Source organism: Candidatus Nitronauta litoralis (assembly GCA_015698285.1).
GTDB classification, from domain to species: Bacteria; Nitrospinota; Nitrospinia; order Nitrospinales; family Nitrospinaceae; genus Nitronauta; species Nitronauta litoralis.
On record CP048685.1, the window covers coordinates 1,880,901 to 1,895,826 of the forward strand.

Sequence of the window (14,926 nt, forward strand, 5' to 3'; positions counted from 1 at the left end):
ATCTGCCTTTTCCGGTCGGATCATGCTATGCTCTTGCATTCTTTTTTGCAGGACGGAGTGTTAAAGCCGTTTTTGTTGGCGGTTGGCCTCTGTTTACAGGCACTTCCGGCCACTCATGATCTTAGGGCAACTGGCCGTTCAACCTCCTGCTGCATACTTTAGCATCCTTTAGACGGGGTCTGCTACTGTCAGAAAATTTTGAGGAAAAGCGTTATGGCCATCTCAAGTAAAGTGCTCGGATTCATGGAAAAATCGTCCTGGATCCGAAAAATGTTTGAAGAAGGAATTCGCCTGAAACAGGAACACGGTGAAGACAATGTGTTCGACCTGTCACTCGGCAATCCGGTGGTGGAACCTCCTGAGAAACTGATCCAGGTATTGCGGAAAGTGGTGGATGACCCAACCCCGGGCCAGCATCGCTACATGCCCAATGCGGGATATCCGGAAACCCGGGCGGCTGTGGCCACCTCACTTTCAAAGGAATGTTCGGTTCCAATTGGGAAAGAAGACATCGTCATGATATGCGGTGCTGCCGGGGGGCTCAATATCACTTTGAAAACCCTGCTGGACCCGGATGACGAGGTGATCATTTTTGCACCGTACTTTGTTGAATACCTGTTTTATGCAGACAACCATGGCGGCAAGGCGGTGGTGGTAAAGACAAATGAGGATTTTTCGCCGGATATGGAAGCACTGAGAGAGGCGATCACACCAAAGACCAAGGCGGTAATCATAAGTAGTCCCAATAACCCTACCGGAGTGGTTTATTCGCGCCAGCAGTTGGAGCAAATGGCGGGGGTATTGCGTGACAAATCCTCGCAAAATGGCAAGCCGATATACCTGATCTCCGATGACCCTTATAAGAAAATTGTCTACGACGGTGTGGAGACGCCCAGTATCTTTGACCACTACCAGGACAGCATCTATATTACGTCCCACTCCAAGGATCTTGCAGTGCCTGGTGAACGCATCGGGTATGTTGCGGTTCATCCACTATGTACAGACGCCCAAAACCTGATGGCCGGACTGATTTTCTGCAACCGTGTGTTGGGATTCGTCAACGCTCCGGCACTCATGCAGCGTGTGGTGCGTGAAGTGCAGGATGTGTCGGTGGATGTGGAACCCTATAAAAAGAAACGCGACTTGCTTTGGTCCGAAATGGATCGTATTGGATATGAAGTGGTCAAACCCCAAGGGGCGTTTTACCTGTTCCCCAAATCCCCGATCGAAGATGAACTGGAGTTTGTCGACCTTCTGGCCAAACACCGGGTGCTGGCGGTGCCGGGGCGGGGTTTTGGCTCCCCGGGATATTTTCGCCTGGCTTATTGTGTGCCCGACCGGGTGGTTGAAGGTGCCATTCCGGGACTGGAGGCGGCTTTTAAAGAAGCCAGACCAGCTTGATTCCGATATTGATTTAAAGGGGCTTGGACGTATTCCCCCCATTTGATAAGATAGAAATCTATTCCACTAACAAGAGCAAAATTTTTAATTGGACTAAACGATGAGCCTCAATCCAGATCAAATTGAACGTTACAGCCGTCATCTGCTTCTGCCGGAAGTGGGTGTTGAAGGACAGGAAAAAATATGCAACTCGAAGGTGCTTTGTATCGGTACTGGTGGGTTGGGGTCACCGGCCGCCCTTTACCTGGCAGCGGCCGGGGTAGGAAAGCTTGGCCTGATCGATTTTGACGTGGTTGATAAAAGTAACCTGCAACGCCAGATTGCGCATGGTGAATCCACAGTAGGCGACCTCAAGGTTGATTCGGCTAAGAAACGTATAGCCGACCTCAATTCCGATGTTGAAGTCGTGGTTTACAACGAACGGTTAACTGCAGAAAACGCCATGCGGGTTTTTGCCGACTGGGACATCATCCTCGATGGTACCGATAACTTTCCAACACGCTACCTGGCCAACGATGCCTGTGTTCTACTCGGCAAGCCTTACATCTACGGTTGTATTCTGAGGTTCGAAGGCCAGGTGTCGGTATTTGATGCCAAAAATGGGCCGTGCTACCGCTGCCTTTACCCGGAACCACCACCACCCGGACTGGTGCCGAGTTGTGCGGAAGGTGGGGTGCTTGGTGTGTTGTGTGGAATCATCGGCAGCCTTCAGGTTAACGAAACCCTCAAGATTGTTCTGGGTCAGGGTGAAACCCTCACGGGACGGCTGGTGTTGTTCGATTCGCTTGGAATGAAATTCCGCGAAATGAAACTGCGCAAGGACAAGAACTGCCCGATCTGCGGCGAGAACCCGACCATCAAGGAACTGATCGATTACGAGCAGTTCTGCGGAATCATGCCGCCACAGGAAGAGCCGGACGACAGTGCTCTCGAAATTGAACCGGCGGAAGTCAAACGCATGCTCGATAGCAACGAAGCTTTCAAGTTGATCGACGTGCGTAACAAGGTTGAGTATGACATCTGCAATATTGAAGGGGCCACGTTGATTCCGCTGGATGAGATTGAAGAACGTAACCCGGAACGGCTGAGCGAATACCAAAAGGACGAGCCGATTGTCCTGCACTGCAAAGCCGGAGTCCGCAGCATGAAGGCGTTGAAAGCTATGCAGGATATGGGTTACAGCAACGTGAAAAGCATGCGTGGCGGGATCACAGAATGGTCGGAAAAAATCGATTCTTCTGTTCCAACCTATTGATAAAAAAGGATTCGTCTGCCCCCGTTTCGACGGGGGTTGACTCTCCTCCGGGTCAGCGGTAGGGTAAATATAAGGACGTTATTGATTGCGTGAATTGATTTTTGTTCTTTTATTCGGCAGCCCCCAGCAAAAATATCTTCCACCCTTTTCAAAGGATCAGCCGTGAGTGAAGCCAACAGTCCCGAACGCGATTTCGAAAAACTGTCCAAGGCAATCACGGAGGCGGTCATGACGTCCTCCAAAGTACGCAAGATCGTTGCTGAAATTCAAAAAAAGGATGAAGTCTGTGCCCAGAGCTTCATGGTGCTGGTGCTCCGATTGTCTACACTGACTGAAAACCTGGAGCCTGATAACCAGGAAGAAACCGAAATCGAAGCGGACACCCTGGAAGAAACGGCAGAAGAAAAACCGAAGAAAAAACAGGTACGGAAAACCAAAAAGAAAACAGAAAATCCTTCCCAGTTTATTGATGGAGAAAAGCTGACGCCGCGCGAACAGGATTTTCATGAATTCATCAATCGTGATTTCGACCAGGATGACTGGTTGAAAAAGAACAAGCTTATTTTCTAAATCAGCGCCTGATATCAGAGGCGCACCTCCTCCCTTGTCCCCCAAATTTGAAAAAGAACGTCAGCGCATGGTGGAAAAGCAGTTGCGCGGTCGTGATATTGTGGACCCGCGTGTACTTTCTGCCATGGGCCGGGTGCCGCGTCATGAGTTTGTGCTGCCTGCCAATTGGTCACGGGCCTATGAGGATCGCGCGTTACCCATCCGCGAGAACCAGACCATCTCCCAGCCTTACATCGTGGCATTGATGACCCAGTCGGCGGAACTGAAACCGACTGACCGGGTGCTGGAAGTGGGAACCGGCTCCGGATATCAGGCGGCGGTGCTGGGTGAACTGGTTCAGGAGGTTTACTCGATTGAGATTGTCGAGTCCCTGGCAAAGGAAGCGTCTGCCCTATTGAAGAAGCTGGGATATTCCAACATTCATGTAAAATACGGCGACGGTTATAAAGGTTGGAAAGAGCACGCGCCATTCGATGCGGTCCTGATCACAGCAGCGGCCCCCCGTTTGCCTCAACCCTTGGTCGATCAACTGGCGGTTGGTGGACGACTGGTGGTGCCCATCGACAATGTTCTGCTTCATCAGGATCTGGTACGGTTCAAAAAAACGAAGGAGGGACTGGTGCGCGATCGAATCACCGGCGTGCAGTTTGTTCCCATGACAGGAGAAATTCGTAAATGACAGGCAAGGTACTTCGTGCTCCAGCAGTAGCGGGCCGGTTTTATCCCGACGACCCGGGTACGCTTTCGGAAACGGTGAAGGAATACCTCGGGACTGAACAGGAAAGGCAGCGTGCTTTCGGTGTGGTGAGCCCCCATGCGGGATATAAATATTCCGGCAATGTCGCCGGGGCGGTGTATGCCCGTGTCGAGATTCCGGAAACGGTGGTGCTCATGGGTCCCAACCATTCGGGCATGGGGCCTTTTGTCGCGATGAATTCCGAAGGCAGCTGGTCGACCCCGCTGGGAGAAGTCGCCATCGATGAATCTTTTGCGCAAAAGTTTAAAGAAGCGTTCCCCTGGGCGGAGGACTCCACACAAGCGCATCAGAAAGAGCACAGCCTGGAGACACAGGTTCCCTTTTTGCAGATGATCCGTCCCGATGTGAAGATCGTGCCAATTGTGTTGAAACGTTTGCAGATAGATGCTGCCATTACCCTCGGGCAGGCTTTGGCGGAAACGATTGAGAAAGTCGGCGGAAATGTGCTGATCGTTGCGAGTACAGATATGACGCATTTTGAATCGCAGGAAGAAGCGGCAAGGAAGGACAGAATGGCCATCGAAAAAATGGAGGACATGAATCCGGAAGGGCTGGATGAAACCGTGCGCGGTTACGGCATCAGTATGTGCGGCGCGAATTCAACCTCGGCCATGCTGCACGCAGCACAGGAACTGGGCGCGGAAGAGTGCAAGCTGATCAAGTATTCCAACTCGGGAAACACCACAGGCGATTTTGATCATGTGGTGGGCTATGCAGGGTTGGTAGTGACTTAAGAGGTATGGTCAAAATGATTGAGTCTCGTAGATAGGATAGTTTTACTTTTGGGTAGTCATCCGCTTACTTATCTGCATTTTTTATTGGAAGGTTGGCTTCTACTCTGGTGCCTGTATGAACTTCACTGAAAATATTCAATTTTCCTCCATGAGCTTCGGCAATGATGCGGCATAGATAAAGGCCCAACCCATACCCTCCAGTCTGTCGCTGGCGTGCCGGGTCCACCCGGTAAAAAGGTTCTGTCAGAAATGGAATATGTTTTTCCTCGATACCTTTTCCGAAATCTTCCACAGAGATCACAATTGCATCATCTGTTTTGTTCAACGTCAGTCTGGTTGGGTTCGCACCGTCCGGATTATGTTTGATGGCGTTGTCTAAAAGGTTTTTCAGCAAGATTTTTATTCGCACCGCATCAACACTGGCGAAAAATTCAGGATCTAAAAGATTTGTTTCCAGGGCCTTGCCCTTAAAATACTCGTCCACCACCTCCTGAACCAGACCAGTTAAGGAAACTTCCGATTTATTGAGAGCGCTGTGTCGTGTGGTCAAGCGTTCGGTTTCCAGCAATTCGGTGATCAGGTTGTCCATTTCTGAAAGGTCATGATTGATTTCCTCCCGCGTCTTTTTATCATTGACCATTTCCAGAGAAACCTTAACCCGCGTCATGGGCGAGCGCAGTTCATGGCTGATGGCTAAAAGCAGTTGCCGTTTGGCTTCGAGCATCTGTTGAATATCGTCTGCCATTTTATTGATGCTGTTTGACAGATCCCCCAGTTCGTCGCGTCGGTTGATTTCAATCCGCTGGCTAAGATTCCCTTCACCGATCAATTCGACTCCGTCTTTTATTGCTTTGATGGGGGCAAAAATCCGCCGGGTGGCACGATAAAGAATGACCAGTAAAACCAGAGCAATGGCAAGGGGTATCGCTTTATGCCAAGTCCACGAGGGTCGGGAATGGGGAACAGAAAATGCGAGTGTGTAATCCTGATGTTTTCTTACCAGATAGTCCCGGTCTTCAAATTCGCCCAGAGTGTAGTCGACCCCATTTTTGGAAAATCGCTTGTAGTAGTGGATGCCCTCTAAATCCAGAGGTGTTTCTGTGGAAGACCATTGCCTGTCCTGATCAAAAAGATGAATCTCCACCGGGAGGTCTTTCACGATTTCCTGGGCTCGATTAAAATCAGGCGGCGTCCCAATATCCTGCTGGATGTACTCCATATAACGGAATAAATGCGGCTTGATGTTTTCTTTGAAGTTGGAGCGGAAAGCGAATCGCATGGAGCCACCCACCAGCACCAGCAGCACCAGGGCCATGACAATGAACAGAAGAACAAGCTTCGCAGACAGGGAATGTTTTTTTCTTTTAAACAGTGCCATTATTGAATCTTCCCCGCGAAACAGTATCCCGTTCCCCGTATGGTCTTGATAAATTCTGCCGGTTTTAGCTTCTGCCGCAGACGGCTGACCAGGATGTCTACGGAGCGTGAAAACACTTCGGTTTCCACGCCTTGAAGATGGTTGAGGATTTCATCACGCGTGAAAGACTTGCCAGGGTGCAAGGCAAACAGTTCCATCAACTGGTATTCCATGGAGGTGAGGCTCAACGCCTTGCCCTTAAGCGTTACCTGCCGCAGTTCCGTATCCACAACCAATTCATCAAAACGCAGGACCTTGTTGCCTTGCGTCTGTTGAGAAGTTCGTTTCAGGATATTTTGAATGCGGGCGACCAGTTCCCGTGGCTCAAAGGGCTTGGGTAAATAATCATCGGCTCCCAGTTCAATCCCCACCACCCGGTCCATCACCTCGCCACGAGCCGTGAGCATGACGATGGGGATATCGCTTTCCTTGCGGATGGTTTTGCAAACCTCGAACCCGTCCATTTCCGGAAGCATGACATCCAGGATGACGAGATCGAAATGTCCTTTCTTCAATCGGGCAAACCCCTGTGAAGGGCTGTTGGCGCTTTCCAGTTTGAAGGAAAAACGTTCGAAGTACTGGACCAGTAAATCGGCCAGTCGTTCGTCATCGTCAATCAGGAGGATGGTTGGCATAAATAAATTGAATGGAAATTAAAAAAAACGCCGGGCGAAAATTCACCCGGCGCACTTCTTTGATTAATTATACTTCCTGGAATGTCGACGGTGTTCCATCTTGTCCTTGATTTTTTCACGGAGCGTCTTTTGCTGTTCCGGTGTGAGGCTATCGAAAAAACCAGCCAGGGCAACCACCACTTCCGGTGCTTTTTCATTCACCGTCCGGGTTTTTTCTTTCACCAAGGATAAAATCCGATCCTGGTCCAGTTTGGGTTGCTCCAGCATTTCAAAAAAGTCCGTGCGGGTTTGGGTTCGCTGTGCTTTCATTTCCTGCCGGACCTTTAAGATTTCATTTTTGGCAATGACCAGTTTGCTGGTCTGTTCTTCATTGAGATCCAGCTTGTCCTTGATTTTTTCGACAATGTGATCGGCCCGCTGTTCCGGGCTGACGTGTCGGTGCCCGCAACCCACAGCGGTACCCATCAAGAAAAGTCCTGATACGAGAAGACCCACTACAGAAGCTGCTGTTTTCATGATTGTACTCCTTTTGTTATTCAATTTTTAATTGAAAACAGAATACTCATGAAACGGGTTGCGATCCTTTCGACACCGTAACGAATTGTTTCAGTTTGTAACAGGCGGCAGGATTCGAAATATTTTGGGATCTGAAATAATTATATAGTCGAAAAAAAGGACTTGATAGTAAGGGGTTGATACTCAACCTGAAAATAGAGCCCTTCATCGCGAGCGATTGAAAGGAGCGCCGCGATCCAGAGGAGTTTTTTTTCTTCCGGGCGTTGCCCGGCTGGATTGCTTCGTCACGGATGTTTCTCGCAATGACGAAAATAAATAGTATAAATTTTTAGAGCTCTACCTTAACATCCGGCTCATACTGCTTGAGTTGTTTCGATAAGATATCTTTGATGGCGTTGAGTTTTTCCGGAGTCGAAGCTTCAGCTCGCAACACCAGTACCGGTTGTGTGTTCGAAGCGCGTATCAGGGCCCAGCCGTCTTCAAAGTTGACGCGCACGCCGTCGATATCGATCACATCGTAATCTTTGCGGAAGTGTTCCGTTAGTTCGCTGACAATTTTGAATTTCAGATCATCCGGACAATCGACTCTTATTTCCGGTGTGTTGTGCATGACAGGGAGGTCTGACAACATTTCGGAAATGGTCTGGTTGCTGTTGGCAACGATCTCAAGAATACGGCAGGCGGCGTAAATCGCATCATCATAGCCATAATAATTGTCGGCAAAACAGATGTGTCCGCTCATTTCTCCGGCGAGCAGGGCACCGGTTTCGCGCATTTTCTTTTTGATGAGCGAATGTCCGGCGGCAGACATCTGCGGATCGCCGCCGTGTTTCTTGATATCTTCGTACAGGTTTTGCGAACACTTCACCTCGCCCACAACAGCGGTGCCCGGATGTTGTTTCAGTACCGCGCGTGCAAACAGGATGAGCAGTTCATCGCCCCACAGCAGGCGACCTTTTTCATCGACCACACCGAGGCGGTCGGTATCGCCATCAAACCCGATACCGATTTCCGCGCCTTCTTGTTTAACGCGGTCCATCAACGGGATCATGTTTTTCTCAACGGTCGGGTCGGGGTGATGGTTGGGAAAGGTGCCGTCGGGTTCGCAAAACTGCTCGATAGGGTCCATGCCCAGTTCGCGGATCAGGCGTGGCCCGGTGATGCCGAAGCACCCGTTGCCTCCGTCCAGCACCACCTTGACCGGGCGTTTGATGTTGATGATGCTTTTGACCTTGGCGCAATAAGCATCCTGTATGTCTTCTTCCCGGGCAGACCCGCTACCGGTTTCAAAGTCGTTGTTTTCGATGAGCGCTTTTAATTCCTGGATGCGTTCTCCGTAGAGGCTGTGTTTCCCCGCGCTTAATTTGAAGCCGTTGTACTCCGGGGGATTGTGACTGCCCGTGATCATCACTCCGCCATCCGGATTGAGATGGTGCAGGGAGAAATAGGCGAGGGGGGTCGCCACCTGTCCGATGTCGATGACATCACAGCCGGTGGAGTTGAGCGCGCGTGTGATGATGTCGCGGAACCCGCGTGAACTGGCGCGGACATCCCAGCCGAGGGTGAGGGTTTTGCCTCCCTGCCTGCGGATGCAGGTGCCGACTGCTTTGCCGATCTTTTCGACCACGTCGGGGAGGAGGTCGGTCTCCACAAGACCGCGAATATCGTACTCTCTGAAAATCTGGGGATTCATAGTCTTTCCTGTTAGTTAAATGAGCTTTGTGTATTCCCTAAAATCAAAGCAAAGGCGGATACTTCACTTCGTTCAGAATGACAGTTTTTTTAATTTACGGGTTGTTCAAGATTCTTCAGGTTTTTTAACCAGTATGGCTTCAATGTCGATGATTTCGCCTTCGCGGAAGATCCCCAGCAGAATTGTTTTGCCGGGGGTCAGGCCGAGGAGCTTGCGTCGGAAAAGGAGAAAATCGTCCATGGTCTGGCCGTTCAGTTCGATGATGATATCGTCCTTTTGCAATCCTGCCTTTTGAGCCGGACTTTTCTCTGACACCTCGTGGATGAGAATGCCCGAGGAGTCGGGGTAATTCAGGCGCACCGCATCTTTGGTGGTGAGCGGGATACCGGCGGCACCAAACCAGCCGCGACCGGTCTGTCCGGTGATCAACAGCGGCATCACTTCCTTCACCGTGTTCATGGGGATGGCGAACCCGACCAGTTGAGCATCGGAAATGATCGCGGTGTTGACTCCGATCACTTCGCCGTACAGGTTGATCAGCGGACCCCCGCTACTGCCGGGGTTGATCGCCGAGTCGGTTTGCAGGAAGTCGAGGACCTGCCCGCCCTGTCCCGGAATCACCCGTTGTTTGGCGCTGATCAGGCCGGAAGTCATCGTGTGCGTCAGGCCCAGGGGATTCCCGATGGCAATGACCATTTCACCGACTTTAAGGGCATCGGAGTCGCCGAGAGGCAATGCCTGCAGTGGAAATCCAGCTTCAGCTTTTAACAAGGCGGTGTCGGTTATCGGGTCCATTCCGATGATCCTTGCGGGTATCTGCTGGTCGTCTCCCGACAAGACGACGCGAATTTCTGTGGCGTTGGCTGCAACGTGAGCATTGGTGAGAATGTATCCCTCTTCGTTGATGATGAACCCGGAACCCAGGCTGATACCCTGTGATTGCTGGGGCAGGGGAACTTTCCACGGAACGACGTCAATCAGATCGGACAGCAGGGGAATGCGAAGCGGTAAAATGTCGTTGGGTGAAAGGCCAAAGCGGATATCGTGTTCTTCCAGTTTGAGCGTGTAGATGTTCACCACACCGCTTTTTACTTCGTCAAGTAATTCCGTGTAGGTGCTGTTGCTGATGATGATGGGTTCTCTTTCTTCTGAAGATGCCGGGTCTTCATCCCAGAAGTTGGACAGGTCGATGTCTTCAATATTGATTTTACGGAACCGTTTGTCGAACACTTCCGCATCCTCCGACACCAGCTTTTTGGTCGGTGCTTTCGGATTGTTGGCAACACTGCATGCATTCATTATTAGAGCGGTGATCAGGATGGCGGCTGACTGATAATATTGTTGTTTTGCAAGAAACATATTAGATTCCTTAATAAGGTTGGCGCAGAACGCCGCCATCGACGATGAAATTGGATCCGGTGATCCATGAAGCCTGGACTGATGAGAGAAAGAGGACAAGTCCGGTAACATCTTCCGGCAGCCCCATCCGTTTCAGCGGTACCGTAAGGGCCGTGGAACTTCGGATTTCTTCCGCCATTTCTGAAACATTTTTGCCACTGGCCTGCGCTGCCTGTTCGGCTTCCTGTTCCCAGGACCGGCTCCAGACCGGGCCAGGTGAAACCGTATTGACCCGGATGCCATCTTTTGCAAGGGTTATTGATAGTGAGGCGGACAGGGCCGACATTCCGGCTTTCATGGCGCAATAATGCGGAAAGATTTCGCCCGGGCGGCTGGCGGCAATGGACGATATATTGATGATGCCAGGGGAATCCGATTTTTTCAGGGCCGGAATGAAAACACGTGACAACCTGACGGCTGACAGGAGATTGACTTCGAACGCTTTCTGCCAGTCATCATCGTCGAGTTCAAAAAACGTGGCCAGTTTGCCGATAGCGCCGGCATTGTTGACGAGGGTGTCGACTTCACCCCATGCCCCCTCGATTTTTTCAAAGAACTGTTGAATGTCTTCCGCGCTGGTTACATCGGCAGTTTCGAACAGGTGTCCGGTGCCCGTAATTTCAGTGGACAGGGATTTCAGCCGGTCGGCGCTGCGGGCGCATCCTGCTACCTGGGCTCCTGCTTCTGCAAAGGCCAGCGCCAGGGCACGGCCAATACCGTCACCAGCGCCGGTGACGACTACTTTACGATCTTTGAGAGAGAGTTCCATGTTAGTATCTGTTTTTATTTTGCTCGTACGAAAACTTTTAGAACGTCAAATTTGCTTGTACAAAAACTTTTAGAACGTCATCGAAATGTTTGCTGAAGCCTTTCCCAATATAGCCAACTCGCCTTCACTGGTCTGGGTGGTGGCATCGATTTGTCTGCACATCGTCAACACCTTCATCGGGTTGACCATGGCGTTTCATAAATCGACCCCGTCCCGGGTGCGGATGCACCTGGTTTTTTACTGCTGTATTCTGCTGTGCCTGTCGATGTACCTCGTGCTCAACGGTGTGCATGGGGAAAACACGATTTTCGACTATGGAGTCGGGCTTTACTTTATCACAATCCTGCCCCTGAGCGTGAAATGGGACAATCTGGTGCACGGATTGGTCGCGGTGGTGGGATTGACTCTATTGCCGGTGTTGATTTTACTGCAGATATAAATTCAGGTTATTTCCGAGCCATATTATTTAATGTGATTCCCTGGATCTCTGGCAAATCGCACTTGTTGCGATACCCATGAAAAGCCAAAATGAGATTCTTCTCAGAGTATATCCTGCGCCTGTCGAAGGGCTTCACATCGTTCAGAATGACATGCTGTGGTTCTAGGGGTTTTAAGACAGCAGTCAACAGACCCCGGTAATTAAAAACCAAACTTCAACAGATTGTCATTCTGAGCCAAAGGCGAAGAATCCAGCCTTTGTGCTTGAGTCGAAAAAGAGGGGAAGGAGGGTCAGTCGACGAGCTTGGCCTTGATGGTGATATCGCCGTAGACTTTGGTTCGGCAACCGAGCTTTTTGTTGTCGCCGATCTTGTGCAGTTTTTCGATGATGGTATGACCGTCGACATTTTCCAGAGGTTCGACCTCAATCAGGCAGGTGCCGCAGGACCCCATCCCGTGGCAGTTGAGTTGTTCGTTCATTCCCTTGTAAAGGCTGATGCCCTTGGACTGGGCAGCCTCGCGCAGGTTGCCCCCATATCCAATTTTGAAAGTCTGGGTTTTGCCGGTTACGGAATCTTCAACAGTGATTTTAGGCATACTGTGCTTCCCTGAAAAATTTGAGCCCACATTGTGACTGGATAGCGAAAAATGTCAAATGCTTTTTCCGCCGACCCAGAGCCTGCAATAACTCTCTTTAAATTGAATAGTTATGGCCGACTAAAATTTTTTCATCCTTAAGGTAATTGACGATTCGGTCCACTGCCTTGTCCACCTGCCGGGCTTCATCAATGGTCATCACCAATTGTGGCACTCCCTTGGGAACGGCATCGTTGGTGACCTGGATTTCAATCACAGGATTGGGTGCGACCAACAGGTCGAGCGATGAGTGGTCTTCCTGATTGAAGACGTTTGACGTGGAGATCACCACGTGTCCTGCATCGGTGAACAGTTTGGCCACTTCCCCGAAGCGTCGAACCGATTCATGCGTCTGCCGCACCTGATCCAGAGTGAGATCGGCGGCAACGCTGAGTTGCATGTTGCGTCCGTCAAGCAGGTAGCTCTGAAAATTCTGGTGGAACAGTTTTTCTTCAAGGCGATGCGCCAGCTCTGCTTTACCGACACCGGGTTTTCCGGTGAACAGGATGAGCGCCGGACGGTGCCCGTTGCGGTACGCCCGCATTTCCGGAGTGACGCTGCCCTGTACCCAATGCGAATCGCGGTAGCGGGTTTCGTCGCGTAACCGATCGACTTCTGTCATCGGTGTGTAATGGGTGATGATGCCGCCGCCGCAGACATCGTATTCGTCGACCAGAACAAAGCGTCCCGTTTCGGCGACTGTACCGAACAGGTCGAATGCTACCGGTTGCCGGGTCTTCAAGACAAGCTCTGCAACGTCGTTGCGGTTGATGTAGTCTTGATTGGCCAGAGTTTCAAGGGTTGAAGCGTCGATAGCGCGTTTGAATTCCTCAACTTCGCATTCAACGTTTTGTGTGGTCAGTTTTAGAAAATAGGTTTTGCCTTTTTCGAGTTTATTCTTGCCCATCCAGAACACGTTGGCTTCGAACGTGGTCGTGACGATCGGGGACTCTTCAACCAGGCTGGCGATCTGTCCGCGCTCGACGAAGATCTGCTCTGTCAGGGTAAAGCCGGTTGAGTCTGCCGCTTCAGCGGATTGAGGGAGTTCCGGAACATTCCAGCCTTCAATCGATTTAATGGTTCCGCGTTTGTTGGAAGGCGAGAACACGATTTCGTCGCCCACCTTGACCTTGCCGGATTCCACGCGGCCCGCGATGATGCGCCGGAGGTCGAACTTGTAAACGTCCTGCACCGGCATTCGAAACGGGCGGTTGACCTGCGCTGCTTTGCCAGGGAACCGGTCCACCATTTCGAGTACTGTTGGGCCATCGTACCAGGGCATTTCGTCTTTTGCAGGATTGGCGATGTTGATGCCAAGCTTGGCGGAAACGGGAATGAAATCCTTGGCCTTGACATCAAGGGATCCAAGAAAGTTGGTGTACTCTTCCCTGATTTTGTCGAAGACATCCTGTTTGTAGTCGACAAGATCCATCTTGTTGACCACAACGGCGACTTCAGTTAGGCCCAGCAGACGCAGGATATAGCCGTGTCGCCGCGATTGTTCCTGCACGCCTTCGTTCGCATCGATGAGCAGCAAGGCCGCTTCTGCACTGGCCGCCCCGGTCACCATGTTTTTCAAAAACTCTTTATGGCCGGGTGCGTCTATGATGCAGTAAGGACGTTTCTTCGTCTTAAAAAAGATCTGCGAGGTGTCGATGGTGATGCCCTGCTCCTGTTCTTCTTCCAGAGCGTCGAGCAGAAAGGCGAATTCAAAAGTTTTACCCTGCTGGTTGCAGATGTCCTTAATGAACTCGAGTTTGCCCTCGGGAAGACTTCCAGTGTCCGAAAGCAGACGGCCTACCAGGGTTGACTTGCCGTGGTCAACATGACCCACGATGACAAGCCGCATGAGCTTGCCAGCTGGAGAACTACCATTATTTTCGGGCATTACATATACCCTTTCGCGCGAAGTTTCTGCATGGCGTAGGTATCTTCCTGGTCCTGTGCCCGGCCTGATCGCTCGGAGGTCGACGTGTTGTTGCGCAGCTCCTCGATAATCTCCTCTACATTACTGGCGTTTGAATCAATGGACCCGGTACACGGGGCGCAACCGAGTGAACGGTACCGCTTGCCCTCTTTTGAAAAATACAGGTCGATGATCGGCATCTTTTCACGTCCGATGTATTCCCAGACATTCAACTCGGTCCAGTGCAGCAGCGGGTGGATGCGGATATGCGTGCCATCCGCGAACGTGGTTTTGAATTGATCCCACAATTCCGGTGGCTGGTCCTTGAAATTCCATTCGAAGTTTTTGTCACGCGGAGAGAAATAACGCTCCTTCGCACGCGTGCCTTCTTCATCACGACGGATGCCGAGAATAAGACCGGTGAATTCATGCTCTTCCATTACAGAGGTCAGTCCGTTGGTCTTGAGTGCTTCACAGCAGACGAGGCGGCCCATTTCGTGGTTCATGCCTTCATCAAGGGCCTTCTTGTTTTGTCCAACGATGAGGTTCAGGTTCCACTCCTTGGCCATGCGGTCCCGGTACTCGATCATTTGCGGGATCTTGTAACTGGTATCGATGTGCACCAGCGGAATGGGCACGTGACCATAGAAAGCCTTGCGGGCAAGCCACAACATGACGGTCGAGTCTTTACCAATCGACCAGAGCATCGCGAGGTTTTTAAAATTCTTATAGGCCTCGCGCAGAATGTAAATACTTTGATTTTCGAGTTCGGTTAAATGGTCCATTTTATTTTTTTTGAAA

At 50.9% G+C, this 14,926-nt stretch carries 15 protein-coding genes; 6 read left to right on the forward strand and 9 right to left on the reverse strand.

The window, feature by feature from the left end; translation table 11 throughout:
* Window positions 1–213: 213 nt before the first annotated feature.
* The 5 genes from G3M70_08680 (at window position 214) to amrB (ending at window position 4,717) form a co-directional block, all read left to right on the forward strand.
* A complete protein-coding gene (locus tag G3M70_08680; GenBank protein ID QPJ61944.1) occupies window positions 214–1,401 on the forward strand; it encodes a pyridoxal phosphate-dependent aminotransferase in 1,188 nt (395 codons plus the stop codon).
* Between the two features lie 100 nt (window positions 1,402–1,501).
* A complete protein-coding gene (gene moeB / locus G3M70_08685; protein ID QPJ61945.1) occupies window positions 1,502–2,656 on the forward strand; it encodes a molybdopterin-synthase adenylyltransferase MoeB in 1,155 nt (384 codons plus the stop codon).
* Between the two features lie 162 nt (window positions 2,657–2,818).
* Window positions 2,819–3,226: a hypothetical protein gene (locus G3M70_08690; GenBank protein QPJ61946.1), complete on the forward strand. Its 408-nt coding sequence runs from the start codon at window positions 2,819–2,821 to the stop codon at window positions 3,224–3,226.
* 67 nt (window positions 3,227–3,293) lie between these two features.
* Window positions 3,294–3,905, forward strand: coding sequence for a protein-L-isoaspartate(D-aspartate) O-methyltransferase (locus tag G3M70_08695; GenBank protein ID QPJ63764.1), 612 nt, complete (start codon window positions 3,294–3,296; stop codon window positions 3,903–3,905).
* Window positions 3,902–4,717, forward strand: coding sequence for an AmmeMemoRadiSam system protein B (gene amrB, locus G3M70_08700; GenBank protein QPJ61947.1), 816 nt, complete (start codon window positions 3,902–3,904; stop codon window positions 4,715–4,717). The genes G3M70_08695 and amrB overlap by 4 nt, the downstream gene beginning before the upstream one ends.
* A gap of 64 nt (window positions 4,718–4,781) precedes the next feature.
* Here the strand turns inward: amrB and G3M70_08705 are convergent, their stop codons facing one another.
* The 6 genes from G3M70_08705 to G3M70_08730 all read right to left on the reverse strand — a co-directional run bounded on the left by G3M70_08705 (window position 4,782) and on the right by G3M70_08730 (window position 11,145).
* The gene (locus G3M70_08705; protein QPJ61948.1) at window positions 4,782–6,095 is read right to left on the reverse strand and encodes a HAMP domain-containing histidine kinase; all 1,314 of its coding nucleotides are present in this window, start codon (window positions 6,093–6,095) and stop codon (window positions 4,782–4,784) included.
* On the reverse strand, window positions 6,095–6,769 hold the full coding sequence (locus G3M70_08710) for a response regulator transcription factor (GenBank protein QPJ61949.1): 675 nt from the start codon (window positions 6,767–6,769) through the stop codon (window positions 6,095–6,097). Before G3M70_08710 ends, G3M70_08705 begins: the two co-directional genes overlap by 1 nt.
* A 63-nt stretch (window positions 6,770–6,832) precedes the next feature.
* Window positions 6,833–7,285, reverse strand: a complete 453-nt coding sequence (locus G3M70_08715; protein QPJ61950.1) for a hypothetical protein — start codon at window positions 7,283–7,285, stop codon at window positions 6,833–6,835.
* Window positions 7,286–7,613: 328 nt separating this feature from the next.
* Window positions 7,614–8,978: a phosphomannomutase/phosphoglucomutase gene (locus tag G3M70_08720; GenBank protein ID QPJ61951.1), complete on the reverse strand. Its 1,365-nt coding sequence runs from the start codon at window positions 8,976–8,978 to the stop codon at window positions 7,614–7,616.
* Window positions 8,979–9,083: 105 nt separating this feature from the next.
* Window positions 9,084–10,337, reverse strand: a complete 1,254-nt coding sequence (locus tag G3M70_08725) for a trypsin-like serine protease (protein ID QPJ61952.1) — start codon at window positions 10,335–10,337, stop codon at window positions 9,084–9,086.
* Between the two features lie 10 nt (window positions 10,338–10,347).
* Window positions 10,348–11,145 carry an SDR family oxidoreductase gene (locus tag G3M70_08730; GenBank protein QPJ61953.1) on the reverse strand — a complete coding sequence of 266 codons (798 nt, stop codon included), beginning with the start codon at window positions 11,143–11,145 and terminating at the stop codon, window positions 10,348–10,350.
* Between the two features lie 85 nt (window positions 11,146–11,230).
* Here G3M70_08730 and G3M70_08735 point away from each other — a divergent pair, with 85 nt between their 5' ends.
* Window positions 11,231–11,584, forward strand: a complete 354-nt coding sequence (locus tag G3M70_08735; protein QPJ61954.1) for a hypothetical protein — start codon at window positions 11,231–11,233, stop codon at window positions 11,582–11,584.
* A 290-nt stretch (window positions 11,585–11,874) separates the two neighbouring features.
* Here the strand turns inward: G3M70_08735 and G3M70_08740 are convergent, their stop codons facing one another.
* The 3 genes from G3M70_08740 to G3M70_08750 form a co-directional block, all read right to left on the reverse strand.
* The gene (locus tag G3M70_08740) at window positions 11,875–12,180 is read right to left on the reverse strand and encodes a 2Fe-2S iron-sulfur cluster binding domain-containing protein (protein QPJ61955.1); all 306 of its coding nucleotides are present in this window, start codon (window positions 12,178–12,180) and stop codon (window positions 11,875–11,877) included.
* A 97-nt stretch (window positions 12,181–12,277) separates the two neighbouring features.
* Window positions 12,278–14,107 carry an adenylyl-sulfate kinase gene (locus G3M70_08745; GenBank protein QPJ61956.1) on the reverse strand — a complete coding sequence of 610 codons (1,830 nt, stop codon included), beginning with the start codon at window positions 14,105–14,107 and terminating at the stop codon, window positions 12,278–12,280.
* Window positions 14,107–14,910 (reverse strand): sulfate adenylyltransferase subunit 2, encoded by an 804-nt coding sequence (locus tag G3M70_08750; protein ID QPJ61957.1) that lies wholly within the window; start codon window positions 14,908–14,910, stop codon window positions 14,107–14,109. The genes G3M70_08745 and G3M70_08750 overlap by 1 nt, the downstream gene beginning before the upstream one ends.
* Between the last annotated feature and the right edge of the window lie 16 nt (window positions 14,911–14,926).